This window comes from Cypionkella sp. (assembly GCF_030652235.1).
Lineage (GTDB): Bacteria > Pseudomonadota > Alphaproteobacteria > Rhodobacterales > Rhodobacteraceae > Cypionkella.
In genome coordinates this window covers 31110-54269 of sequence record NZ_JAUSBA010000004.1, presented here as the reverse complement: position 1 = coordinate 54269, position 23160 = coordinate 31110, and the positions used below count along the sequence as shown (strand labels likewise).

The 23160-nt window shown below is 60.0% G+C and carries 21 protein-coding genes and 1 pseudogene; 15 read left to right on the top strand and 7 right to left on the bottom strand.

Annotation, left to right across the window (positions count from 1 at the left end; genetic code table 11):
* Positions 1 to 4: 4 nt before the first annotated feature.
* The gene (locus tag Q7V03_RS01215) at positions 5 to 991 is read left to right on the top strand and encodes a YcjF family protein (protein ID WP_370651057.1); all 987 of its coding nucleotides are present in this window, start codon (positions 5 to 7) and stop codon (positions 989 to 991) included.
* A 62-nt stretch (positions 992 to 1053) separates the two neighbouring features.
* Here Q7V03_RS01215 and argE read toward each other — a convergent pair.
* Positions 1054 to 2205 (bottom strand): annotated as a pseudogene (gene argE, locus Q7V03_RS01210) (acetylornithine deacetylase); the annotation flags it as partial.
* 167 nt (positions 2206 to 2372) lie between these two features.
* Here argE and Q7V03_RS01205 point away from each other — a divergent pair.
* Positions 2373 to 3089 (top strand): hypothetical protein, encoded by a 717-nt coding sequence (locus Q7V03_RS01205; protein ID WP_304923794.1) that lies wholly within the window; start codon positions 2373 to 2375, stop codon positions 3087 to 3089.
* 267 nt (positions 3090 to 3356) lie between these two features.
* Here the strand turns inward: Q7V03_RS01205 and Q7V03_RS01200 are convergent, their stop codons facing one another.
* Together Q7V03_RS01200 and Q7V03_RS01195 are read right to left on the bottom strand one after the other, a co-directional pair.
* The gene (locus tag Q7V03_RS01200) at positions 3357 to 3989 is read right to left on the bottom strand and encodes an HAD family phosphatase (RefSeq protein WP_304923793.1); all 633 of its coding nucleotides are present in this window, start codon (positions 3987 to 3989) and stop codon (positions 3357 to 3359) included.
* A gap of 63 nt (positions 3990 to 4052) precedes the next feature.
* Entirely contained in the window at positions 4053 to 5960 is a 1908-nt protein-coding gene (locus Q7V03_RS01195; RefSeq protein WP_304923792.1) for a bifunctional 2',3'-cyclic-nucleotide 2'-phosphodiesterase/3'-nucleotidase, read from the bottom strand.
* A gap of 220 nt (positions 5961 to 6180) precedes the next feature.
* Between Q7V03_RS01195 and nudC the strand changes: the two genes are divergently transcribed.
* Positions 6181 to 7131 carry an NAD(+) diphosphatase gene (gene nudC / locus Q7V03_RS01190; RefSeq protein WP_304923791.1) on the top strand — a complete coding sequence of 317 codons (951 nt, stop codon included), beginning with the start codon at positions 6181 to 6183 and terminating at the stop codon, positions 7129 to 7131.
* An 81-nt stretch (positions 7132 to 7212) separates the two neighbouring features.
* On the top strand, positions 7213 to 7686 hold the full coding sequence (locus Q7V03_RS01185; protein WP_304923790.1) for an SRPBCC family protein: 474 nt from the start codon (positions 7213 to 7215) through the stop codon (positions 7684 to 7686).
* Positions 7687 to 7743: 57 nt separating this feature from the next.
* Here the strand turns inward: Q7V03_RS01185 and Q7V03_RS01180 are convergent, their stop codons facing one another.
* Entirely contained in the window at positions 7744 to 8574 is an 831-nt protein-coding gene (locus Q7V03_RS01180; RefSeq protein ID WP_304923789.1) for a prephenate dehydratase, read from the bottom strand.
* Positions 8575 to 8722: 148 nt separating this feature from the next.
* Between Q7V03_RS01180 and Q7V03_RS01175 the strand changes: the two genes are divergently transcribed.
* The 6 genes from Q7V03_RS01175 to Q7V03_RS01150 all read left to right on the top strand — a co-directional run bounded on the left by Q7V03_RS01175 (position 8723) and on the right by Q7V03_RS01150 (position 16372).
* Positions 8723 to 9247, top strand: coding sequence for a cytochrome c family protein (locus Q7V03_RS01175; RefSeq protein ID WP_304923788.1), 525 nt, complete (start codon positions 8723 to 8725; stop codon positions 9245 to 9247).
* Positions 9248 to 9424: 177 nt separating this feature from the next.
* Entirely contained in the window at positions 9425 to 11293 is a 1869-nt protein-coding gene (locus tag Q7V03_RS01170) for an extracellular solute-binding protein (protein WP_304923787.1), read from the top strand.
* A complete protein-coding gene (locus Q7V03_RS01165) occupies positions 11294 to 12445 on the top strand; it encodes a microcin C ABC transporter permease YejB (RefSeq protein ID WP_304923786.1) in 1152 nt (383 codons plus the stop codon). It begins immediately after the preceding gene.
* Positions 12445 to 13554 carry an ABC transporter permease gene (locus Q7V03_RS01160; RefSeq protein ID WP_304923785.1) on the top strand — a complete coding sequence of 370 codons (1110 nt, stop codon included), beginning with the start codon at positions 12445 to 12447 and terminating at the stop codon, positions 13552 to 13554. The genes Q7V03_RS01165 and Q7V03_RS01160 overlap by 1 nt, the downstream gene beginning before the upstream one ends.
* Entirely contained in the window at positions 13551 to 15149 is a 1599-nt protein-coding gene (locus Q7V03_RS01155; protein WP_304923784.1) for an ABC transporter ATP-binding protein, read from the top strand. Before Q7V03_RS01160 ends, Q7V03_RS01155 begins: the two co-directional genes overlap by 4 nt.
* Positions 15146 to 16372 (top strand): glycosyltransferase, encoded by a 1227-nt coding sequence (locus Q7V03_RS01150; RefSeq protein ID WP_304923783.1) that lies wholly within the window; start codon positions 15146 to 15148, stop codon positions 16370 to 16372. Before Q7V03_RS01155 ends, Q7V03_RS01150 begins: the two co-directional genes overlap by 4 nt.
* Here the strand turns inward: Q7V03_RS01150 and hemN are convergent.
* Positions 16369 to 17724 carry an oxygen-independent coproporphyrinogen III oxidase gene (hemN, locus tag Q7V03_RS01145; RefSeq protein ID WP_304923782.1) on the bottom strand — a complete coding sequence of 452 codons (1356 nt, stop codon included), beginning with the start codon at positions 17722 to 17724 and terminating at the stop codon, positions 16369 to 16371. The two genes, Q7V03_RS01150 and hemN, sit on opposite strands and share 4 nt — an antisense overlap.
* A gap of 80 nt (positions 17725 to 17804) precedes the next feature.
* On the opposite strand from hemN, the gene fnrL reads away from it, so the two are divergent.
* From fnrL to Q7V03_RS01120, 5 genes are all read left to right on the top strand, one after another.
* The gene (gene fnrL / locus Q7V03_RS01140) at positions 17805 to 18548 is read left to right on the top strand and encodes a transcriptional regulator FnrL (RefSeq protein ID WP_304923781.1); all 744 of its coding nucleotides are present in this window, start codon (positions 17805 to 17807) and stop codon (positions 18546 to 18548) included.
* A gap of 101 nt (positions 18549 to 18649) precedes the next feature.
* Positions 18650 to 19045, top strand: a complete 396-nt coding sequence (locus Q7V03_RS01135) for an acyl-CoA thioesterase (protein WP_304923780.1) — start codon at positions 18650 to 18652, stop codon at positions 19043 to 19045.
* 187 nt (positions 19046 to 19232) lie between these two features.
* Complete coding sequence (locus Q7V03_RS01130; protein WP_304923779.1) at positions 19233 to 19586, top strand: hypothetical protein; 354 nt, start codon at positions 19233 to 19235, stop codon at positions 19584 to 19586.
* 427 nt (positions 19587 to 20013) lie between these two features.
* Positions 20014 to 20199, top strand: a complete 186-nt coding sequence (locus tag Q7V03_RS01125) for a CsbD family protein (RefSeq protein ID WP_304923778.1) — start codon at positions 20014 to 20016, stop codon at positions 20197 to 20199.
* Positions 20200 to 20268: 69 nt separating this feature from the next.
* A complete protein-coding gene (locus Q7V03_RS01120; protein ID WP_304923777.1) occupies positions 20269 to 20433 on the top strand; it encodes a DUF3309 family protein in 165 nt (54 codons plus the stop codon).
* A 73-nt stretch (positions 20434 to 20506) separates the two neighbouring features.
* Here the strand turns inward: Q7V03_RS01120 and ettA are convergent, their stop codons facing one another.
* Together ettA and Q7V03_RS01110 are read right to left on the bottom strand one after the other, a co-directional pair.
* Positions 20507 to 22162, bottom strand: coding sequence for an energy-dependent translational throttle protein EttA (gene ettA / locus Q7V03_RS01115; RefSeq protein ID WP_304923776.1), 1656 nt, complete (start codon positions 22160 to 22162; stop codon positions 20507 to 20509).
* 99 nt (positions 22163 to 22261) lie between these two features.
* A complete protein-coding gene (locus Q7V03_RS01110) occupies positions 22262 to 23137 on the bottom strand; it encodes a helix-turn-helix domain-containing GNAT family N-acetyltransferase (RefSeq protein ID WP_304923775.1) in 876 nt (291 codons plus the stop codon).
* Positions 23138 to 23160: the final 23 nt, after the last annotated feature.

Genomic DNA, 23160 nt, shown 5'->3' with positions numbered 1-23160 from the left:
CTTGATGCAGGAATATAACGGTGATGCCGCCGATCCCGGCGCGGCGGATGCGGTGCCCGATGCCGGCGCCGCCCGTGCTTTGCACACGGCGGCTTTCCTTGCCCAGCGCCGGGGTTCCGGCTTCACCCGCTTTGCGCTTTGGGTGTTCGGCAGCCTGTTCACGCTGGTGCTGTCGGTCTCAGCATGGAACTTCGTCACCGGACTTTTCAGCGCCAACACCGCGCTGGGCTGGTTCGCCTTTACCCTGCTGATCCTCGCTCTGCTCGTAGTGCTGGTGCTGGCGGGCCAGGAACTGCTGGCGTTCTCGCGCATGGCCCGGCTGGATCAGCTGCGCATCGCCGCAGCCGAAGCCCGCCTGACCGCCGATCTGAAAGCCGCCCGCGCCGTCACCGCCAGCCTTGTCAGCCTCTATGCCGACCGCGCCGATACCGCTTGGGGTCGCGCCCGTCTGGCCGAGCGTGAAGCCGATGTGTTCGACGCCGATGCTTTGCTGTCGCTGGCCGAGGTCGAACTGATGGCTCCCTTGGACCGTGCCGCTTTGGCCGAGGTTGAAGCCGCCGCGCGCCAAGTCGCCATTGTCACCGCCTTCGTGCCACTGGCGTTGGCCGATGTGGCGACTGCACTCTATTCCAACCTGAAACTGATCCGCCGCCTGTCTGAAATCTACGGCGGCAGATCGGGCAGCATGGGCAGTTTCCGGCTGATGCGGCGGGTGTTTTCAGCGCTGCTGGGCGCGGGCGCGATTGCCTTGGCCGACGATCTGATCGGATCGGTGGCCTCGGGTGGTATCCTCGCCAAACTGTCACGGCGCTTTGGCGAAGGCGTGGTGAATGGCGCTTTGACCGCCCGCGTGGGCCTCGCCGCGATGGAATTGTCGCGCCCGATGCCCTTCGTGGCCCTGCCGCGACCGGGGACGAGCGCCACCACCAGCCGCGCCTTGGCGGGGTTGTTCGGGCGGGGTGAGTCGGATGAAAAGTTAACAAATCCTTAAAACGGGCATGTTACCACATTGATTCTAAACACATAAAAAAGGTCCCGAGTTGGGACCGCCCCTCAAAACCCCGACTCACACCGCACCACCAATTCCGCCAACATCGCGCGGCACCGCGCGATCTGCTCGACCGCCACAAACTCATCCGGCTTATGCCCCTGCGCCATCGACCCCGGCCCGCAGATCACCGTCGGAATACCCAGCCGGGCTGCAAACAACCCGCCCTCGGTGCCGAATGCCACCTTGATCGTGCCATTCGCCCCGGTCAGTGATTTCACAAAATTCACCACCCCGGCATCCGAAGGCGTGCCCAAGCCGGGGTAATCCCACAGCCGTTCAATCCTGATCTCAGCCTCGGGAAACTCCGCCCTCATTGGCGCCACGATCGCCTCCGCCCCCGCCCGCAGATCGGCGATCAAAGCCTCGGTATCTTCCCCCGCCAAACTGCGGATCTCAAAATCAATCACCGCGGAATTCGGCACGATATTGACCTGCACTCCGCCGTTCAGCTTGCCAACATGCAGCGTCGAATAGGGCACATCATAATCGCCATCCCGCAACCCCGCCTCCGCCACCCGCGCCTGCAAGCCCCGCACCACGCCGACAAAATCCGCCGCCAGATGCAGCGCGTTCAAGGCCAGCGGAGCCAGCGCCGAGTGCCCCTCGCGCCCCACACAAGTTGCCCGCAACGCGATCTTGCCCTTATGGCCCGTCGCCACCTGCATCGCGGTCGGCTCGCCCACGATGCACATCCGGGGCCGGATCGGGGCCGTCTCCAGCATTTCAATCAGACTGCGCACCCCCATGCAGCCGATTTCCTCGTCATAGGACAAGGCCAGATGCAGCGGCACTTTCAGCGGGCGTTTGGCAGCCAACACCATCGCTTCAATCGCGCAAGCGGCGAAGCCCTTCATATCGGCGGCACCCCGGCCATAGTAGCGCGCATCTTTTTCGGTCAGCGCGAAAGGTGGCACCGTCCAAGCCTGACCTTCCACCGGAACCACATCGGTATGACCCGACAACATCACCCCCGGCACGCCCTGCGGCCCGACGGTGGCGTAGAGATTGGCTTTGCCGCCTGATGGATCGGGGATCAGGGTGGAGTCGATACCAGCCTTGGCCAGCAGGTCTTGCACATAGCCCATCAGCGCGATGTTCGGCTTGGAACTGACCGTGTCAAATCTCAACAACTGTTCCAAAATCGCGCGCATCCGGGTCTCCTTTTTGTTGCAGGCAAGCTAACCCGAAGCCGCGAGAGGGGGAAGGCTGGCAACGACGGATGTGACACGATTTGTCACCCGGAACCCACTTTCCAAACGACTGCCTTGCTGCCAAATTCAGCGCATATCGCGCGCAAAAGCGCCAACCGATTGGACAGAGTATGACATTGAAAGCGCTTTTCCCCGCCATTGCGACCATTGTTTTGGTGGCGTTTTGCCTGCCCGCCTTCGCGCAGACCACCACGACGGAAGCCCCGGTTGCGGCGAAGGGGCCGAATGTGAAATCGTCCGCCACGGGGACCAAGGGGGCGGTGGCAACCTTGGCGATGGCGCAGGATTTGTACACGCTGGGCATGGCCAACAAAGATGCACTGGCGGTTTTGACAGCGGCAAAGCTGGCGGGGTCGGTCGAAGTGAAACAGGTCGAGCGCAAGAAAGACACCAAGGGGACCGAGCTTGCTGGCGAAGATGAGGGCAAGGATTTGCCAGTGGATGCGGCGACCATGATGGCCTTGGCCAAGGAACTGGCGGGCGAGGATGAGGTGCTGGCGGGTCTGGTTGAGGATGCGATGGTCGAGGCTGGCCGCGGCCGGGTTGGCGGTGTGTCATCGACGCTGTCGCGGCTGCCTGCGGGGCAGACCGATACTTGGGAGGTGTCGTTTTATGGCGACAGCTATGCCGAGTTGGCGGTGGTCGGGGATGGCGATTCCAATCTGGACGTGCTGGTCACCGATGAGAATGGCAACACGATCTGCTATGATGTAAGCTGGTCTGACAAGATTTATTGCGACTTTGTGCCGCGCTGGAACGGGTATTTTTATGTGACGGTGCAGAATAATGGCGCGTCCCGGAACAGCTATTATTTGATGACGAACTGAGCCGATTTAACGAATGCAGGCGGCGCGCTGGCAGGTATTCCGGTTTCAGTGGGGCGCGTGTCCACGCGTGGACAGAGGTTGCTCTGATATGATTTCAATGGCTTACAAGTCGGCATTCACGATTTGTTAAGAGACTGCCCCACAGGATTTGCTCTTTTTGAAATACTCCCGCCGGAGGCATCCGGGAGAAGCCGCAGAAGTCTCCGGCAGGGATATTTGCGCGCTGAGAATGACAATTCTTGATAAATGTAAGGGAATTTGAGCGGCTTAGATCAGCAAGCCAGCGTGGCGTGCCCCGGCCAGCAGATCGTCGGCCAGATGATGCGCCCAGCGGCCGGTGCTGGGGACCACGTCGGGGACTTGCACCACGAAGCAGCCAGCACGGTGGGCGGCTTCGGCGCCGGTTTCGCTGTCTTCAAACACCAAGCAACGCGCTGGCGAGACTCCCAGCTTTGCAGCGGCAAGCAGATAGGGCGCAGGATTGGGTTTGGGAGCAGTCACGTCATCGACAGTGATGATCAGATCGAACATCTTTGCGATGCCCGCAACCGCCAGCTTGTGATGCGCCTCTTGGCGGCCAGAGGACGTGACAAGCGCCATCGGCAGCAGGCGGGCCTGCAGCAAATCCATCGCGCCGGCTTTAAGGGCAAGGCCATTCAGATCCATCGCGGCGCGAAAGCCGCCTTGCCACAGCGGATGCAGCGCCTCGGGATCAACCCCCGGCATCGCGGCGCTGATGATTTTGCCGCCTGTGGGCAGATCGACGCCAACGAGTTGATGCAGAAACGCCTCGGTCACCGGATGGCCCAATTCGGCAAAGGCCGCGAGACCGGCAGCCATGGCAAGGCTTTCGGTGTCGATCAAAGTGCCGTCAAGATCGAAGAAAATCGCGTCAAACATTGCAAGCCCCGGTTGTTGGCTTCAGTGATCTGCCGCCCTTATATGTGCCGCTCTCATAGCCGATCACAGATGCAGGCGAAAGCGGCGAAAGCCGGTGGCAAGCTGCGGGAGTGGTTCCAGCCGCAGATGCGGCACCTCGGCCAGATGGGCTTCGGCATTGGGGCTTAGATCGACGGTGACCGAACTGCCGGGCATCGGCACAAAGCCCCAATCGGGGCAGGTGGGCGCGGGAACGGCACCGCTGCGCAGATAACAGGCCAAGACCTCGCGGTTGCTCTCATCGCCATCATAGACCACTTGCGCGGTGCCGGTTCCAGGAAAGCCAACACCTCCTGCGGCGCGGTAGCTGTTGGTGGCCAAGGCAAACATCTGCTCGGAGCGCACGGGCTGGCCCCGATAGCGCAGATCGCGGATGCGGCGGGCCTCGGCGTCAATCACGCGGCCAAAGGTGTCAAAGCGCGGGGCGGTGGCCAGATCGACCTGATAGCTAAGGCCATGAATCGTATCAAAATTGAAGCTGGGGAAATCCCCGTCGATCAGGGGGGCATCGACGCTGCCGGGGGCGATCTGGCGGTAAAGGCTGACCGAACGTTCCAGCCAATCAGAGATGTCTTGACCGCTGACGCGAAGGCAGGACAGGCTGTTGGGATGGATATAGAGATCGCTGACATGGCGGGCCAGCAGAGGGCCTGCGGGAATGTCGGTGTAATTTTCGGGCCCGCCGCGCCCGCCCGCCTTGAACGGGGCCACAGCGGAGAGCAGCGGCAGATCAGCAAGGGATGTGCCCGCCAGCGCCCGCACCAGGTGATCGGCTTGTGCCGCCGCCACCAGCGCCAGTGGCGGGCTTTGCGTCAGCAAAGCGAAATGGCTGTTCAGCGCGATCGGGCTGTGGCCAATTTCGATATCGGTGCGCGCCAGCAGAGCGTCATGCGCCGGACGCGCAATTTCGACAATCGCGGCGTCCTCTGCGACCAATGCTTCGACCAGCCCAGTCACCGGATCACGTTTTGAAACCGGGCGGAGTTCGGCCCCGAAGCCGGCAATCCGCCAACCTTTGACGCTGTGGCGCAGGGTGAGGTCAATCACCCCCAGATGCGAGCCGAAAAACCCCGGCATGACGGCAGGTTTTCCGGCCAAATCGTGACGACTGGCGGTGGGAAAGGTCAGATGGGTGTGGCCCGCGATCACCACATCAATGCCGTCAATCTCGGCCAAAGCCGAGCTGGCATTCTCGGCCCCCGGCTCGGCCTGTTCCTGTCCAATGCCGGAATGTGACAGCGCGATGATCAGATCAGCGCCGCGCGCGCGCAATTCGGGCACCAGATGGCGGGCCGAGGCTATGATGTCATCCACCGAGGCGCGGCTTTTCAGATAGCGCTTTTCCCAGACCGTGGTTTGTGGCGGAATGAAACCCAGCACGCCGATTTTCACGCGGTGCAGCTTGCCGTGGCGGTCACGCAGATCACGGTGCAGCAACAGATAAGGGGCGGCGAGCGGCGCGCCTCGGGTCGGTTTGAAATAAAGGTTTGAACAGACAACGAAAAAGCGGGCGGCGGCGAGCGAGCGGCGCAAAAAACCCAGACCATGGCCAAATTCGTGGTTGCCGAGTGCGACTGCATCGTAATTCAGCGCATTCATCGCGGTAATCATTGGATGTGCATGCAGCGCGCGGCCCGAGCGCAGCAGCGGCGTGGTTTCGGCAATGAAATCGCCCAGCACGGTGCCGTGCAGAAAGTCACCATTGTCAAACAGCAGGCTTTGCGGGCGTTCAAATCGGGCTTTGTGGATCAGGGAAGCGATGCGGGCGAGGCCGCGTTGCGGGCAAGGACGGCTGGTGTGGTAATCCCACGCCAGCAGATTGGCATGCAGATCCGAGGTCGCGAGCAGGCGCAGATCAATCACCGCGCCGCCAACGGTGCTTGATACCGCACCACGATCATTCGCCAAGCTGTATTGCACCGTAATTCCCATTCCCCGTCGCAGCAGGAGGTCTGATCTGCGTCAGGTTTTTCTCGCCATAGTTTAAAGCTTCATCCTAAACTGCCGAAAGGAAAGTGAAATTCGCGGCCTGCTGAATAATTTCACCTTCAAGTTGCATATTTGATCGGCTGGGGTGGGTTTGACACAGGGTGCTGCGAATTGCCCTATCCGGTGTTCCATGCGATGAACGGCGCAAAGCGGGAGTGCAGCGATGCGATTGGCGGAAACGGTGACCTTTGGCGGCTCGGGTCTGGATCGGGCGGCAGAGTTGCGCGCCGATGCGGGGCGCGTGGCGGCACTGTTGGCGGGCGGGCGGGTGTTGCCGATCTGGCGCGGTAAGCCGTTGATTGTGGCACAGAGCGGGTTGGGCTGGGTGGCGGCAGAGAGCGTGGTTTTGTGTGGCGGCGAGCCAGTGTTTCTGGGGCTGGACGAGGGCGTGGCGCGGTTTGCACAGGATATTTCGGGCTGGAAGCCCGAGGTGCTGGAGGCCAGCCAGCCTGCGGGATTTGTCGATGCCAATCGGCAGGGCCACCCTGCCCTGCCCAATGATCACGCCTTTGAGGATTTGCGCGGCGTGATGGCGCTGTTGACCCCGCGCGAGGCGGAACTGGCGGCAACGGCGAAGGCGGTGCTGCAATGGCACAGCACGCATCGGTTTTGCTCTAGCTGTGGGGTGGCGTCAGTGATGAGCCATGCCGGATGGCAGCGATCCTGTGCCGCTTGCGGCGCACATCATTTTCCGCGCACCGATCCAGTGGTGATCATGCTGGTTGTGCGCGGCAACAAGCTGTTGTTGGGACGCTCGGCTGCTTGGCCCGAGGGGATGTATTCGCTGTTGGCGGGATTTGTCGAACCCGGCGAGACGCTGGAAGCAGCGGTGCGGCGCGAAGTATTTGAGGAAACCGGGATCACCACCGGCGCGGTGCGGTATTTGGCCTCGCAGCCTTGGCCGTTTCCGGCCTCGTTGATGTTCGGCTGCATTGCCGAGGCCACGTCCGATGAGATCACGCTGGACCCTGCCGAGTTGGAAGATGCGGTGTGGGTCAGCCGTGAGGACTTGGTTGCGGTGATGGCGGGGCAGCATCTAAAGATCAAACCCGGGCGGAAAGGCGCGATTGCGCAGTTTCTGATGGGTAATTTCCTTGCAGAACGGCTGGATTGACCGCTATCCCTAGCGCGTTGACGATTTTGCTGCGCCTGTCGGCAGATAAAAACAAGACCAAGCAAGGCTGGGGGACTGTCGATGCGGTTTGCGACAAAGCAGGATATTGAAGCGCCAATTGCCGATGTGTTTCGCATCATCTCGGATTTCGAGGCGTGGGAGCGGGCGGCGATGCGCAGAGGCGCGGAAGTGTCGCGGATTGACAAGTTGCGGACGGTGGCGGCTGGGATGCGCTGGGCGGCGCGGTTTTCCTATCGCAGCAAACAGCGCAATATGGAGCTGGAGCTGACCCAGATCGAGCCATCGACCCTGCTGCGTTTTGCTGGGATTTCGCAGGCGATTGAGGGGGTTGCCTCGATTGATCTGATAGAGTTGGGGGGCAAGCGCACCCGGATGCATATGGTGTTAGAAATCTCACCGCGCAGCCTGACCGCGCGGTTGTTCCTGCAATCTTTGCGGTTGGCGCGGGCGCGGATTGATCGCAAGTTTGACCAGCGCGCGGCGCAGTTGGCAGGCGAGATTGAGGCGCGCTATCGGGCGGTGAAGAAGTATTGAGGCCCAGTTTGGACGGTTCGCGGGCGGTGGGGTGAAACCCCACCCTACCCAATAGGATCAGTCACGGCGGCGGTCGGCGGGGTAGACGCCCAAAATATCGACCTGCGTTGAGAAATAACGCAATTCTTCCAGTGCGCGTTTGACCGGGGCATCTTCGGGATGGCCCTCGATGTCGGCGTAGAACTCGGTCGCGGTGAAAGACCCGCCAACCATATAGCTTTCCAGTTTGGTCATGTTGATGCCGTTGGTGGCAAAGCCGCCCATGGCTTTGTACAAAGCCGCCGGGATGTTGCGCACCCGGAAGGTGAAGGTGGTGATCATCTCATCAGCGCGGCGGGAATGATCGGGCGTTCGGCTCATCACCAGAAAGCGCGTGGTGTTGTTGGCGTGGTCTTCGATATGCGGGGCCAGCACATCAAGGCCATAGATTGCGGCGGCCAGTTCGCTGGCCAGTGCGGCTTTGGTCACATCACGGCCTTCTGCCACTTCGCGCGCGGCGCGGGCGTTGTCAGAACTGACGCGGCCCTTGATGCCGTGGGCTTTCAGGAACCCCGCGCATTGCGGCAAGATCACCACATGGCCGTGGGCTTCTTTCACATCCGCCAGTTTCGCCCCCGGCACGCCCAGCAGGTTCACATGCACCCGCACGAAGGCTTCATCGACGATGTGCAGGCCCGCGCGCGGCAACAGGGAATGCACATCGGCGACCCGGCCATAGGTAGAGTTTTCCACCGCCAACATGCCCAACTCGACCTCGCCCGAGCGAGTCAGTTCGACCACATCTTCAAAGGTTGTGCAGGGAAATGCTTCCATATCGGGCCGTGCCTGCTGGCATGCCTGATGCGAATAGGCCCCCAATTCACCCTGAAACGCGATACGCCCTGACATTTCGACCACTCCGCCGCAAAAAGCCCCGCATTGGGGCGATTGGTCGCGCTAGTACACCTTGAAACAAGGCGGGGGAAGCGGGTACATAACCTCAAATCAGGTTTCGGCTTTGCAGCCCACCTACACACGACCCGAAGGAAGGCGCGACATGTTCGACACGATGACTTTGACCAAGGTGACCGGCGCGGTCTGTGGCTCGCTTCTTGTATATCTGTTCATTTCTTGGGCAGGCGAAGGCATTTACCACGGCGGCGGCGCTGAAAGCCACGACGGCGAAGAAGTGGCGCAAGCCTATTCAATCGCAGTCGAAGATGCCGCCCCAGCGGGTGGTGCCGTGGTTGAAGGCCCGCCGTGGGCCGAAGTCTATGCAGCCGCTGATGCCTCAGCGGGTGAAAATGTTTTCAAGAAATGCGCTGCCTGCCACAAGCTTGACGGCGGCGATGGCACCGGCCCGCATTTGAACGGCATCATCGGGCGGGCGCGTGGCTCGGTAGAAGGCTTCGCCTATTCCGAGGCGATGGCGTCGGACCAAACGCCGTGGACGACAGAGCACATGGAATTGTTTATCAAAAATCCGAAATCCTATGTGAAGGGCACGAAAATGGGCTTTGCTGGTCTTGCAGACATCAAAGACCGCGCCAATGTGATCGCCTATCTTGAGACGATTAAGTAAATCTTCAGCAGATTGTTTGGGAAGGCCGCTCTTTCGGGCGGCTTTTTCATTTTCACAAGGGCGCGATGGCTGCGCCGGACTTGATCACACATTCGCGCCTTGTGGCGCGCGCGGGTTCCGATTTAGCATATGCGGCAGTAGGGCCGCAGCATAGCGGCGGATGGCAGGAGGTCGGGGATGCGGCAGATCAACACGGGCTTTATGCTGGCGGCGCTGGTTTTCGGCGGGGGGGTCGCTTGGGGCCAAGACACCAAAGTGATCACCGCGCATGGCATTTCGACCTTTGGTACGCTGAAATATCCTGACGACTTCAAGCATCTGGATTATGTAAACCCTGATGCGCCGAAGGGTGGCGAGATTTCGGAATGGGCTCCCGGTACGTTTGACAGCGTGAACCCCTATTCGGTGAAGGGTGTCTCGGCAGTTGCTGCGTCAATATTCTACGAAAGCATCCTCGTCAGCCCCGCCGATGAGATAGGGGCTGCCTATTGCCTGATGTGCGAGACGATGGAATATCCCGAAGATCGCTCTTGGGTGATTTTTCATCTGCGTCCTGATGTGAAATTCTCGGATGGCAGCCCGATGACAGCCGCCGATGTGGTGTTCAGCTACGAGATGTTCCGCGACAAGGGCATTGCGGAATACCGTTCGGTGTTCAACCAGAAGTTCCAGTCGGTGGAGGCTTTGGACGATGATACGGTGAAATTCACCTTCACCCCCGGCACGCCGTTTCGCGACATGCCCGCGATTGCGGGCAGCCTGACGGTGATGTCCAAGGCCGATTACGAGAGCAACAAGCGCGATCTGGAAGACAGCACGTTGAAGCCGTTTCTGGGCACCAGCCCCTATGTGCTGGACAGTCTGAAACCCGGCCAGCAGATTATTTACAAGCGCAACCCACAGTATTGGGGCGCGAACCATCCGCTGAACATCGGGCAAAACAACTTTGACCGCATCCGCTATGAGTATTTTGGCGATGACACAGCGGCGTTTGAGGCGTTCAAGACCGGGATTTATACCTTCCGGCAGGAGAATTCGTCGAAGCAATGGGCAACGGGCTATCAGTTCAGCAATCTCAGCAATGGATCAGTGATCAAGACCGAACTGCCGAACGGCAATATCGCCTCGGGTCAGGGGTTTCTGCTGAACCTACGGCGGGAAAAGTTCCAAGACCCAAAAGTGCGTGAGGCGATCGGGTTGATGTTCAACTTTGAATGGTCAAACCAGACATTGTTCTATGGGCTTTACAGCCGGATCAATTCGATCTGGGAGAACACGCAAATGGCGGCCAAGGGCGGGCCCAGCCCGACTGAGCAGGCCTTGTTGCAGCCTTTGGTCGATGAGGGCCTGCTGCCAGCGTCGATCTTGACCGATGATGCGGTGATGGGGTCGGTATCCGGCTCAGCAAAAGGTATGGACCGGAGCAATTTGCGCAAAGCCTCGACACTGCTGGATGAGGCGGGCTGGGAAGTCGGTGCGGACGGCATCCGACGCAATGCCAAGGGCGAGACGCTGAAGGTCGATTTCCTTGAGGATACCCCCGCCTTTGAGCGCGTGATCAGCCCCTATGTCGAAAACCTGCGGGCGGTGGGGGTAGATGCGTCGCTGAACATGATCGACCCCGCGCAGATGAGCCAGCGCACCGATCCGCCGAATTTCGATTTCGACATCATCTCGGGCAATGCGGTGAATGGTGGATACGAGCCGGGCGGCGAGTTGAAGCAGGCTTATTCCTCGGTGACGGCGAACAACTCTACCCGCAATCGGGCGGGCTTTGCCAATCCGGCGGTCGATAAGCTGCTGGATATGGTCGAAGGCGCGAAAACCCGCGAAGAATTAGACACTGTGGTCAGCGCTTTGGACCGGGTGTTGCGTGCGCAAAGGTTCTGGATTCCGGGCTGGTTCAACGACAGTTATTTCGTCGCCTATTACGACCAATACGACCACCCCGCCACGCTGCCACCCTATGCTTTGGGCGAGCTTTCGTTCTGGTGGTTCGATCAGGGCAAGGCGGATAAGCTGAAAGCTGCGGGCGTGTTGAAATAGATGCTGGCCTATATCCTTCGGCGGCTGCTTTTGGTGATCCCGACGCTGCTCGGCATCATGGTGGTCAACTTTGCGCTGACGCAATTCGTCCCCGGTGGCCCGTTCGACCAGATTGAGGCCCGGATGCAGGGCTCGGGCGATTCCATCGGCGCGGTGAGTGGCGCTGCGGGCGCAGATGCGGGTACTGATGCCGAAGGCGGCAAGGGCTATGTCGGCGCGCGGGGCCTTCCGCCCGAATTTCGCGCCAAGCTGGAGGTTGAATTCGGCTTTGCCCGCTTCATCTGCCCCGCAGGCTATGAGGGCACGCTGTTGCAGCAAGCCAAGGACTGCCAGAAGGAAATGATCCCGTCTTACGAGCGGTTTTTCATCATGATGGGGAAATTCATCCGCTTTGACTTTGGGCAAAGCTATTTCCGTTCCGAAAGCGTGATGGGGTTGGTGGCCGAAAAGCTGCCCGTGTCGATCACACTCGGCCTGTGGTCCACCCTGCTCGCTTACCTCATCTCAATCCCTTTGGGCATCCGCAAAGCGGTCAGCGACGGCTCGCGCTTTGACAGTTGGACCAGCGGCGTGATCATCGCGGCCTATGCCATTCCGGGCCTGCTGGTGGCGGTGATGCTGCTGGTGTTGTTCGCGGGCGGGTCGTATTGGAAGATTTTCCCGCTGCGGGGGCTGACCTCGGATAACTTCGATCAGTTGTCGCTGCTGGGCAAGGTGGGCGATTACCTTTGGCATATCACCTTGCCGGTGATCGCCAGCACGATTTCTTCCTTTGCCACGCTGACCCTGCTGACCAAGAACAGCTTTCTGGATGAGATCAAAAAACAATACGTGATGACGGCGCGCGCCAAGGGGCTGTCAGAGCGGCGGGTGCTTTATGGTCATGTGTTCCGCAACGCGATGTTGATCGTGATCGCAGGCTTTCCCGCGCTTTTCATCGGGGTGTTTTTCGGCGGCAGTCTGATCATCGAGAACATCTTTTCACTGGACGGCTTGGGGCAGCTTGGCTTCAGATCGGCGGTAGAGCGGGATTATCCGGTGATTTTCGGCACTTTGTTTGCCTTTGGCCTGATGGGGCTGGTTGTCGGCATCATCTCGGATCTGATGTATGTCTGGGTTGACCCCCGAATTGATTTTGAGCGGAGGGGCTGATGGCTTTGTCCCCTTTGAATCAACGGCGGTGGCGGAATTTCAAGGCAAACAAGCGGGCCTATTGGTCGTTGTTCTTGTTTGCCGCACTGTTCGGGTTGTCGTTGTTTGCCGAAGTTCTGGCGAATGATCGTCCGCTATTGGTCGAGTATCGCGGCGAATGGCGGATGCCGTTTCTGAAGTTTTATGCCGAAACCGAGTATGGTGGCGATTTCCGCACCGAAGCGAATTACAAAGCGCCCGAGGTGCAATGTTTAGTCGTCACGGGTGGCGTGGTGGATTGCTTTGACACACCCGATGAAATTCTGGCGGCGGTGGCCGCGGGTTCTTATCAGGCCGAAGGCTTTGAAAAGGGCCGTGTCATCTGGCCGCTGGTCCCATTTTCCTACAACACAATCAATGACTTGGGCGGTAAGTCGGCGCCATCTGCGCCCGACGCGACGCATTGGTTGGGCACCGATGATACCAGCCGCGATGTGCTGGCGCGGGTGATTTATGGGTTCCGGCTGTCGGTGGCCTTTGCGCTGATCGTGACCGTGTTGACCTCGGCCTTGGGGATCGCCGCGGGGGCGGTGCAGGGCTATTTTGGCGGCAAGGTCGATCTGATCTTTCAGCGGGTGCTAGAGATTTGGGGCGGTACGCCGGATCTTTATGTGATCATCATCGTGTTTTCGGTCTGGCAGCGCAGCTTTTGGGTGTTGATCCTGCTCATGATCGCCTTTGGCTGGACAAGGCTGATCGGCATCGTGCGGGCCGAATTCCTGCGGGCGCGGAATTTTGAATATGTCAGGGCGGCCAAGGCCTTGGGCGTGCCGGATTTGGTGATCATGGTGCGGCATGTGTTGCCGAATGCGATGGTGGCGACCCTGACCATGCTGCCGTTTGTGGTCTCGGGCGCGATCGGATCACTGGCGGCGCTGGATTACTTAGGCTTTGGTCTGCCTGCCTCATTGCCGTCGCTGGGCCAACTTTCGCGGCAGGCGCAGCAGAATTTGCAGATGCCCTCGCTGGCGTTTACCGCGTTTTTCACCTTTGCCATCATGCTGTCGCTGCTGGTCTTCATCTTTGAAGGCGTCCGCGATGCGTTTGACCCCAGAAAGACCTTCCAATGAACGCTGTGTTGGAGGTCTCGAACCTGAATATCGGCTTCCGTCAAGATGGCCAGGATTTTTCCGCCGTGCGGGGCGTAAGCTTCACCGTGGGTAAGGGTGAGACGGTGGCTTTGGTGGGCGAGTCTGGCTCGGGCAAGTCGGTGACGGCGTTGTCGACGGTAGGGCTGCTGCCGGATAGCGCCAAGGTGACAGGTTCGGTGAAGTATCTTGGGCAGGAAATGGTCGGCGCAACCCAGGCGCAGTTGCGGCAAGTGCGCGGCAATGACATCAGCTTTATTTTCCAAGAACCGATGACCAGCTTGAACCCCCTGCACACGATTGAGCGGCAGTTGGGGGAAAGTCTTAGCCTGCATCAAGGGCTTAACGGGGCGGCTGCACGGGTGCGCAGTTTGGAGTTGCTGGATAAGGTGGGTATCCGCGATGCCGAAAGCCGCCTGACCGCCTATCCGCATCAGTTGTCTGGCGGGCAAAGGCAACGGGTGATGATCGCGATGGCTTTGGCGAATGGGCCGGAGTTGTTGGTGGCGGACGAACCGACCACGGCGCTGGATGTGACAATTCAAGCGCAGATTTTGGCGCTGCTGGCGGATTTGAAGCAGACCGAAGGACTTTCTTTACTCTTTATCACGCATGATCTTGGCATCGTGCGGCGCATCGCCGACCGGGTGTGTGTGATGCAGGGCGGCGAGATTGTTGAACAAGGGCTGACAGCGGAAATCTTTGCCAATCCACAGCATCCCTATACGCAAAAACTGCTGGCGGCGGAACCGCAGGGGCGGCCTGATCCGGTGGCTGTGGATGCGCCTGTCGTGGTCGAGACCGAGAAACTGCGGGTGTGGTTTCCGATCCAGCAGGGATTTATGCGCAAGGTCGTGGGCCATGTGAAGGCGGTGAATGAGGCCAGCCTGTCGGTGCGCGCGGGCGAGACTTTGGGGATTGTCGGCGAGTCAGGCTCGGGCAAGACCACCATGGCGCTGGCGATTTTGCGGTTGATCGAGTCTACGGGCCGCATCACCGTGTTGGGACACGATATTCAAGGCTTACAGACCAAAGCCATGCGCGCGCACCGCCGCGATATGCAGATCGTGTTTCAAGATCCGTTTGGCAGCCTTTCGCCGCGCATGACGGCCGCCGAGATTATCGCCGAGGGCTTAGGCGTGCATGGGCTTGAGCCCGGGCGCAACCGGGCCGAGATGGTCGCTGAAATCATGGCAGAGGTGGGCCTGAACCCCGCAATGGCCGCGCGGTATCCGCACGAGTTTTCCGGTGGCCAGCGGCAAAGGATTGCGATTGCCCGCGCGATGATTTTGCGCCCGAAACTGGTGGTGCTCGATGAACCCACCAGCGCCTTGGATATGACGGTGCAGGTGCAGATCGTCGATCTGCTGCGTGAGTTGCAGCGCAAATGGGGGTTGGCTTATGTGTTCATCAGCCATGATCTGCGGGTGATCCGCGCGCTTGCGCATAAGGTGATGGTGATGAAAAACGGCGATGTGGTCGAGGCGGGCTTAGGTGTCGATCTGTTCGACAACCCCAAAACCGACTACACCCGCGCCCTGATGGCGGCGGCTTTCGGAGACAATCTGCGGCCATGAAGATCTTGTTTGTACATCAGAATTTCCCCGGTCAGTTCCTGCACTTGGCCCCAGAACTCGCGGCGCGCGGCCATGAATGTCTGGCACTGACGGATTTCAGCAACAACCGCCCCTCGCCGATCCCGCTGGCCAAGTACAAGCATGAGGCGCAGGCTGTAGACCCTGCCGCGACACGTCTTGGGCGCAACTACACCGCGATGAGCGACCGCAGCGTGACCGTGGCCCGCGCAGCGCTGGCAATGCGGGCGAAGGGCTATCTGCCGGATGTGATTTTCGGCCATTCCGGCTGGGGCGAGACTTTGTTCCTGAAAGAGGTCTGGCCCGAGGCCAAGCTGATCGTCTATGCCGAATTCTACTATCGCGGACGTGGCGCGGATGTCGGCTTTGACCCCGAATTTGGTGCGGCAAATTTTGATCAGGTGATGATCGCGCAAGGCCGCGCCACCTATCTGGGGCAGGCCTTGGCGCATGCCGACGCCGGGCTGTCGCCGACGGAATGGCAGGCCTCGACCTACCCCGAGCCGTTGCGCAAAATGATTACGGTGATCCATGACGGGGTCGATACCAGCGGCATGGCCCCCGATCCGCAGGCACGCTTTACCCTGCCGAATGGCCGCGTGGCCACACCGGGGGATGAGGTTCTGACCTTTGTGAACCGCAACCTGGAACCCTATCGCGGCTATCACACCTTCATCCGCGCGCTGCCTGCTGTGATGGCGGCAAGGCCGCAGGCGCAGGTGGTGATCGTCGGCGGCGACGAGGTGTCGTATGGCGCGGCCCCGAAAGGGGAAAAGGGTTGGAAAGAACGCTTCCTGTCCGAAGTGCGCGACCGCCTGGATATGTCCCGCGTGCATTTCATGGGCAAAGTGCCCTACCCCAGTTTCGTGGCGCTGATGAAGGTCAGCCGCGCCCATGCCTATCTGACCTATCCGTTCGTTTTGTCTTGGTCGATGATCGAGGCGATGGCGGCTGGATGCCATATCATAGGTTCGGCCACCCGCCCGGTGATGGAGGCGTTGGAACATGGCAAGACCGGCACTTTGGTCGATTTCTTCGACGTGCCGGGTTGGTCTGCGGCGATGATCGAAGGTTTGGCACACCCCGAACGCTTCACCGAAATGCGGGCGGCGGCGCAAAAGGTGGCGCTGGAGCGCTATGATCTGCGCGGAAATTGCCTGCCGCGGATGGTGCGTTTTGTAGAAAGCTTCGCACCGACGGCCTAGACAGCTGCCGAATGCTTCGCTTTGCTTTGATCGTAGGCGTCGAACATCCGCGCCACCATGCGGGTCAGCGGGCGGCTGGGTTCCGGGATCGAAAGGCCTGTGGCATCCAGCACCAGCATTTGCGGGAACGCTTGCGCAGCATTCAACAGCAGCGTGTCCAGCCGCTCGGGCGCAACCGGGAAATCGCGCAGAATCTCGGCGCGGTTGATGTGGAAATCGCACATCAACGCCTCAATCAGACGCCCGCGCAGAATGTCTTCGCCGGCAAAGGCATGGCCGCGCTCGGTTGAAAACTGCCCCGCACGGATGGCTTTGGTGTGGGCTGCGGTGGCGGGGGCGTTTTGCGCGTAGCCTTGCGGGAAGCGGGAAATCGACGAGGCCCCCAGCCCGATCAGAATCGGCGAGGTATCGTCGGTATAGCCTTGGAAATTGCGCCGCAGGGTGTGAGCCTTGGCGGCTTGTGCCATGCTGTCGCTGGGTTTGGCAAAGTGGTCGATGCCGATTTCGGCATAACCATCGGCGACAAACAGAGCGCGCGCGGTCTCGAACAACTCCAGCCGTTCTTCGGGCGTTGGCATCGCATCCGAGGGAATCATCTGCTGGCGTCGGCTCATCCATGGCACATGCGCGTAACCGTAAAGTGCGACCCGGTCAGGCGACAAAGCCAGCAGTTTCTGCACCGAGTCGGCGATGCGGGCTGGGGTTTGATGCGGCAGGCCATAGAGAATATCGGCGTTCAGGCTGGCAACGCCACGGGCGCGGATCATCTCGGCGACGGCAAGGGTGGTCTCAAAAGGCTGCACGCGGCCAATCGCGGCTTGGATTTGCGGATCAAAATCCTGCACCCCGATCGAGGCGCGGTTCATACCGGCGGCAACCAAAGCATCAAGGCGCGGCGCATCGATTTCCATCGGGTCGATCTCAACCGAAAACGTGCCATCTTTCGCCATCGGCACCACGTCGAAAATCTGCGCGGCAAGGTCGTGGATCAGATCGGGAGCCAGCATGGTGGGGGTGCCGCCGCCCCAGTGCAGTTTGGCCAGCCGGATGCCGGGGGCGAGATGGGCGCGCAAAAGGTCAATCTCGGCCTTCAGCACTTTTGCGTAGACACGCACTGGAGTGTCGGATTGCGTGCCTTGGGTGCGGCAGGCGCAGAACCAGCACAGGCGGCGGCAGAATGGGACGTGAATATAGAGCGAAATCTCGGTATGCGCCGGGATCGCGGTGATCCAGTTTGCAAAATCGGCCGGACCCACGGCACCGCTGAACTGCGGAGCGGTGGGGTAGCTGGTATAGCGGGGCACACGGGCGTCAAAGAGACCGTGTTGCATCAGTTGCGAATGGATTGTCATGCGGGTAGTTTGGAGGCGAGGGCAATCGGATGCCTTGACCCAGATCAATCGACCCGAATCCATCAACCGAAAGGCCGGATATGTCGCATCATGACCCTAAAATTGCCGATCTGAATTGCGGCGACTGTCCGATTCGGCACCGGGCGGTTTGTGCGCGCTGTGAGACGGACGAGCTGCATCAGTTGGAAGCGATCAAATATTATCGCAGCTTTCAGGCCGGGCAACCAGTGATCTGGTCGGGCGACCGGATGGAATTTGTGGCCTCGGTCGTCACCGGTATCGCGACGCTGACCCAGACCATGGAGGATGGCCGTCGGCAGATGGTGGGATTGCTGCTGCCATCGGATTTCGTCGGGCGTCCCGGTCGCGCGACAGCGGCTTATGATGTGACCGCAACCACCGATCTGGTGATGTGCTGCTTTCGCAAGAAGCCGTTTGAGGAACTGATGGGCTCGACCCCACATATCGCGCAGCGGTTGCTGGAGATGACGCTGGATGAACTGGACGCCGCGCGCGAATGGATGCTGCTGCTGGGCCGCAAGACGGCGCGCGAGAAGATTGCCTCGCTGCTCACGATCATTGCGCGGCGGAATGCGTCTTTGAAGCTCGCCAGCAAAGGCGGGGTGCGGTTTGATCTGCCTTTGACGCGCGAGGAGATGGCGGATTATCTGGGGCTGACGTTAGAGACGGTCAGCCGCCAGATCTCGACCCTGAAACGCGAAGGCGTGATCGTGTTGGAGGGCAAGCGGCACGTGATCGTGCCGAATTTGGACCGTCTGCTGGAAGAAACCGGGGACGATTCCGATGGTGGGATGTTGAACTGAGGTCCCAACTCGGGACCTTTTATAGTCATTTTAAAACAATGGGTTGACCCTGTCGCGTTCAGTGTTTCTTAATCCCTCAAACCCTTATTCAAGGATAGGCCATGCCGCAACCGCCAGATCCCGAGCAGCCGCATGGTGCCTTGACCCTGCGCACGCTGACGATGCCGCGCGATGTCAACAATAACGGCGATATTTTTGGCGGCTGGGTGCTAAGCCAGATGGATATGGCGGCGGGAATTGTGGCCTCGGCCCGCGCACAGGGCCGGGTGGCGACGGTGGCGATTGACGCGATGCAGTTCATTCGCCCGGTGAAGGTGGGCGATGTTTTGTGCATCTATGTCAGCATTGCGCGGGTTGGGCGAACCTCGATGGGGTTGCAGATTGAGGCTTGGGTGCTGCGCAATCGGCACGAGCGGCGCGAGAAGGTCACGCATGGCTTGTTCACCTTTGTCGCCATTGATGAGGACGGCAAGCCGCGCCCGCTTCCGGCAGAATAATCCAAGCCTTCACAGTCGCGCGAGCAGGGCCGTTCATCAGACCAAAGGCTGATCTTGCAGCGCCCGCGCTGTGCTATAACGACAGCGCAGGGTGTCGGTGCGCCACCCCTGCGACTCGCAGGACCGGGGCTGCCTTGGTTGATCCTGCGGCGTTGCTGCGGAACGTCTGACCGCAAGGAGATCTGTGATGCAATACAGCAAACACCTGACCGCGCTGAGTGCGGCTTTCATTCTGGCTTCGAGCCTTGCTGCGCAAGCGGCGGGGATGCTGGCCGATGCCAAGGGCATGACCCTGTATATTTTCGACAAGGATGCAGGCGGGGTTTCGGCCTGCTACGACGATTGCGCGGTGAAATGGCCCCCTTATCTGGGCGCGGCTGATGCGGCCCTGACCGAAGGCTGGACGCTGGTCGACCGTACCGACGGCACCAAGCAATGGGCCTATGACGGCAAGCCTACGTATTATTTCGCCGGCGACAAAGCCAAGGGTGATGCCAATGGCGACGGCTTGGGCGGTGTCTGGCATGTGATCAAGGAATGATCTGAGCCCTGCTCTGAATGACAAAGAGGCGAGGCAAACGCCTCGCCTCTTTGATTTAATGCCATTGTTTGGACGGCGGTATCTGCGCTTTGGGGCGATCAGAAAATACCTGTCACATAGAGCAGAATGATGATCACAATCGGGATCCCGAGGAAGTAAGCGACGATGCCTTTCATGGCGTTTTCCTTATATAGGGGTGTCGAACCTGCGGAATAAACCCCGATAGCGCGGTTTGGTTCCCGCCGCCGCGTGCAGCATTGAGATAAGTTTACAGAATTGTACCTTGTGCTGCCTTGGGAACCATTTTCGGTTTCACGCGTTTGCTTCCACATAACAGCGGTACTGAAGCCTTTGATTTATCAGGGGATATCTGATGATCAGGCTAAGGTGACGTTTGTGTAAAGCCAAAACGTTAATGGAGGTTATCATGGATAAAGACCGGATCGCAGGCTCGGCCAAAGTTGTGGCAGGTAAGGCGAAAGCAGCGCTTGGCTCGGCGCTTGGCGATGCCAAGATGCAGGCCGAAGGCAAGGCTGATCAAGTGGAAGGCCGCGTGCAAAACGCTGTCGGCAGCGCAAAAGACACCGTGCGAGATGTGATCAAGGGCAAGTAAGCCCAAGATTTTGGCGGGTTTTCCGGTCTGGCTGACCCGTACCCTTCCCTTTTATCATGGAGTTACCCGATGTCACTTGGAACCATTTTGCTGATCATCTTGGTGATCTTCCTGCTCGGCGGCTTTAGTGGCCGATTTGGCGGCTATGGCTATGGTTACGGCCACGGCGGCGTTGGGGTTATTGGGGTCGTGGCGATTGTCGTGCTGATCTTGTTGCTGACTGGGCGGATGTAGACTTCAACACAATAGGACATAAAAAATGCCGGGCATTTCCCCGGCATTTCTAACAGATAGGCGATTTTAAGACTTACCGGCTGAACCGCTTATACTTCGCCCGTTTCGGCTCCAAAGCATCGGGCCCCAAGCGCCGCACTTTGTCTTCCTCATAGGCTTGGAAGTTGCCCTCAAACCATTCGACATGCGCGTCGCCTTCAAACGCCAGCATATGTGTGCACAGGCGGTCGAGGAAGAAGCGGTCGTGGCTGATGATGATGGCGCAGCCGGCGAAATCTTCGATCGCAGATTCAAGGGCTTGCAGGGTTTCGACGTCAAGGTCGTTGGTCGGCTCATCGAGCAGCAGCACGTTGCCGCCCGAGCGCAGCAGTTTCGCCATGTGGACGCGGTTACGCTCACCACCCGACAGCAGACCGACCTTTTTCTGCTGGTCGGTGCCTTTGAAGTTGAACGCCCCGGTGTAGACGCGGCTGTTCAACGACATATCGCCAAGCTGGATGACTTCAGACCCGCCCGAGATTTCTTCCCAGACGTTCTTGTTCGGGTCCAGCGCATCGCGGCTTTGGTCGACATAGGACAGTTGCACGGTGTTACCCAGAACAATCGTGCCCTCGTCGGGTTGTTCTTGACCCGAGATCATGCGGAACAACGTCGATTTACCCGCACCGTTCGGGCCGATCACGCCGACGATAGCCCCCGGCGGGATGGTGAAGGTCAGATCCTCGATCAACAGCTTGTCGCCCATGTGTTTCTTCAGGCCGGTGACTTCGATCACCTTGCTGCCCAAGCGTTCGCCATTCGGGATGATGATCTGCGCCGAGGACGCGCGTTCCAGCACGGTCTGGCCAGCCATCTCGTTGTAGCGGGCCAAGCGGGCCTTGCCTTTGGATTGGCGGGCTTTGGCGCCCGAGCGGATCCATTCCAATTCTTTCTCCAGCGCCTTCTGCTTGGACTTATCCTCGCGCGCCTCTTGGCTCATCCGTTTGGCTTTTTGCTCCAGCCAAGCCGAGTAGTTGCCCTCGTAAGGCATACCCCGGCCACGGTCGAGTTCCAGAATCCACGAGGTGATGTCGTCCAGGAAGTAGCGGTCGTGGGTGACGATCAGGATGGTGCCGCGATAGGCGATCAGGTGTTTTTGCAGCCAAGCGATGGATTCGGCGTCAAGGTGGTTGGTCGGCTCATCCAGCAGCAGCATGTCCGGGGCTTCCAGCAGCAGCTTGCACAAAGCCACCCGGCGGCGTTCTCCGCCTGACAGCGATTCCACATCGGCGTCATCGGGCGGACAGCGCAGGGCGTCCATCGCGACACCGACGGAAGCCTCAAGCTCCCACAGGTTGCCCGCGTCGATCTCGTCTTGCAGTTGCGCCATTTCATCGGCGGTTTCGTCCGAATAGTTCATCGCCAATTCGTTGTAGCGTTCCAGAATGGCGGTCTGCTTGGCGACGCCAAGCATGACGTTGCCCTTCACGTCCAAGGACGGGTCAAGATAGGGTTCCTGCGCCAGATAGCCGACCTTGGCCCCCTTGGCGGCCCAAGCCTCGCCCTTAAAGTCGGTGTCCATCCCCGCCATGATCTTGAGCAGCGTCGATTTACCCGAGCCGTTGATGCCGACCACACCGATCTTCACGCCAGGCAGGAAGTTCAGGTGGATATTCTCAAAGCACTTCTTGCCACCGGGATAGGTCTTGGAGACGCCTTCCATGTGGTAGACATACTGATACGAGGCCATTGGGGGTGCTCCTGGACAAAGTCGCTCTGCGCTGTTGAGGCGGTATGTAGCGATTGTTGGGGGCAAGAGCAACGTGGGGGTGGGGCTGATTGCTGTGCTTTAGAGGGTTTTGCCCAGCCAATGCGTCGCGGGATCGCTGGTGTAGGCGGGGATGTCAGACCAGCCGCAGGTGCGGTAGAGGGTGATGGCTTCGGTGAGGGCCGCGTTGGTGTCAAGTTTCAGATGGGCATAGCCAAGCGATTTCGCGCGGGATTCGATGGCGTGCATCAGACGGCGGGCGATGCCTTGGCCCCGGGCAGAACGATCGACCCAAAGGCGTTTGACCTCGGCGGTGGTGGCATCCAGCGGGCGGAGCGAGACCGTGCCTACCGGCAGATCATCGCTCCACGCGATCAGGAAAGCGCCGTGCGGCGGGCGGTAGTTCTGCGCGTCCGCCAGCGGCAGGGTGAGCATGCCAGGGGTGATGCCTTGGATTTTTTCGACCAGAAGGTCGTAATAGCTTTGTAGGCAGGCGAGGGCCGCGCAGTCATTCGGGTCGGCGTCGCGGATTTCGGTCTGGTCGCGCAGCAGCGTGGTGGCGATCAAATCCATCGCGTCAATCAGAGCTTGCGGCTGCTTGCCTGCGCGGGCGAGTGTTTCGGCGGCGCGGGCATAACCGATGGCCTCGTAAGCCGCCATTTCGGTCTGCCCCGCCGGGGTAAGGTGGGCTGTGCGGCAGCGGCGGTCGGCGGGATCGCTGGCAAGCTGGATCAGGGCTTCGGCTTCAAGCGTGCGCAGCAAGCGGCTGAGCAGACCAGAGTCGAGCGCCAGTTTGGCGCGTATTTCTGCAATGTCCGTGCCTTGCGGGGTGATCAGTTGCAGGACGCGGGCCGCGCCAAGCGGGCGACCCCGCCCAAGGTAGGATTGGTCAAGCGCGCCCACCTCACGGGTGACGGCGCGGTTAAAGCGGCGCAGGCGAGCGATGGCGTCAAGCATGTTTGGCCCCGGTCAGGTATTTT

What these genes read in the sequence shown, in the direction of transcription:
- Q7V03_RS01215 (WP_370651057.1), top strand. Translation starts at nt 5, where the DNA reads ATGCAGGAATATAACGGTGATGCCGCCGATCCCGGCGCGGCGGATGCG.
- Q7V03_RS01205 (WP_304923794.1), top strand. Translation starts at nt 2,373, where the DNA reads ATGACATTGAAAGCGCTTTTCCCCGCCATTGCGACCATTGTTTTGGTG.
- Q7V03_RS01200 (WP_304923793.1), bottom strand. Translation starts at nt 3,989, where the DNA reads ATGTTTGACGCGATTTTCTTCGATCTTGACGGCACTTTGATCGACACC.
- Q7V03_RS01195 (WP_304923792.1), bottom strand. Translation starts at nt 5,960, where the DNA reads ATGGGAATTACGGTGCAATACAGCTTGGCGAATGATCGTGGTGCGGTA.
- nudC (WP_304923791.1), top strand. Translation starts at nt 6,181, where the DNA reads ATGCGATTGGCGGAAACGGTGACCTTTGGCGGCTCGGGTCTGGATCGG.
- Q7V03_RS01185 (WP_304923790.1), top strand. Translation starts at nt 7,213, where the DNA reads ATGCGGTTTGCGACAAAGCAGGATATTGAAGCGCCAATTGCCGATGTG.
- Q7V03_RS01180 (WP_304923789.1), bottom strand. Translation starts at nt 8,574, where the DNA reads ATGTCAGGGCGTATCGCGTTTCAGGGTGAATTGGGGGCCTATTCGCAT.
- Q7V03_RS01175 (WP_304923788.1), top strand. Translation starts at nt 8,723, where the DNA reads ATGTTCGACACGATGACTTTGACCAAGGTGACCGGCGCGGTCTGTGGC.
- Q7V03_RS01170 (WP_304923787.1), top strand. Translation starts at nt 9,425, where the DNA reads ATGCGGCAGATCAACACGGGCTTTATGCTGGCGGCGCTGGTTTTCGGC.
- Q7V03_RS01165 (WP_304923786.1), top strand. Translation starts at nt 11,294, where the DNA reads ATGCTGGCCTATATCCTTCGGCGGCTGCTTTTGGTGATCCCGACGCTG.
- Q7V03_RS01160 (WP_304923785.1), top strand. Translation starts at nt 12,445, where the DNA reads ATGGCTTTGTCCCCTTTGAATCAACGGCGGTGGCGGAATTTCAAGGCA.
- Q7V03_RS01155 (WP_304923784.1), top strand. Translation starts at nt 13,551, where the DNA reads ATGAACGCTGTGTTGGAGGTCTCGAACCTGAATATCGGCTTCCGTCAA.
- Q7V03_RS01150 (WP_304923783.1), top strand. Translation starts at nt 15,146, where the DNA reads ATGAAGATCTTGTTTGTACATCAGAATTTCCCCGGTCAGTTCCTGCAC.
- hemN (WP_304923782.1), bottom strand. Translation starts at nt 17,724, where the DNA reads ATGACAATCCATTCGCAACTGATGCAACACGGTCTCTTTGACGCCCGT.
- fnrL (WP_304923781.1), top strand. Translation starts at nt 17,805, where the DNA reads ATGTCGCATCATGACCCTAAAATTGCCGATCTGAATTGCGGCGACTGT.
- Q7V03_RS01135 (WP_304923780.1), top strand. Translation starts at nt 18,650, where the DNA reads ATGCCGCAACCGCCAGATCCCGAGCAGCCGCATGGTGCCTTGACCCTG.
- Q7V03_RS01130 (WP_304923779.1), top strand. Translation starts at nt 19,233, where the DNA reads ATGCAATACAGCAAACACCTGACCGCGCTGAGTGCGGCTTTCATTCTG.
- Q7V03_RS01125 (WP_304923778.1), top strand. Translation starts at nt 20,014, where the DNA reads ATGGATAAAGACCGGATCGCAGGCTCGGCCAAAGTTGTGGCAGGTAAG.
- Q7V03_RS01120 (WP_304923777.1), top strand. Translation starts at nt 20,269, where the DNA reads ATGTCACTTGGAACCATTTTGCTGATCATCTTGGTGATCTTCCTGCTC.
- ettA (WP_304923776.1), bottom strand. Translation starts at nt 22,162, where the DNA reads ATGGCCTCGTATCAGTATGTCTACCACATGGAAGGCGTCTCCAAGACC.
- Q7V03_RS01110 (WP_304923775.1), bottom strand. Translation starts at nt 23,137, where the DNA reads ATGCTTGACGCCATCGCTCGCCTGCGCCGCTTTAACCGCGCCGTCACC.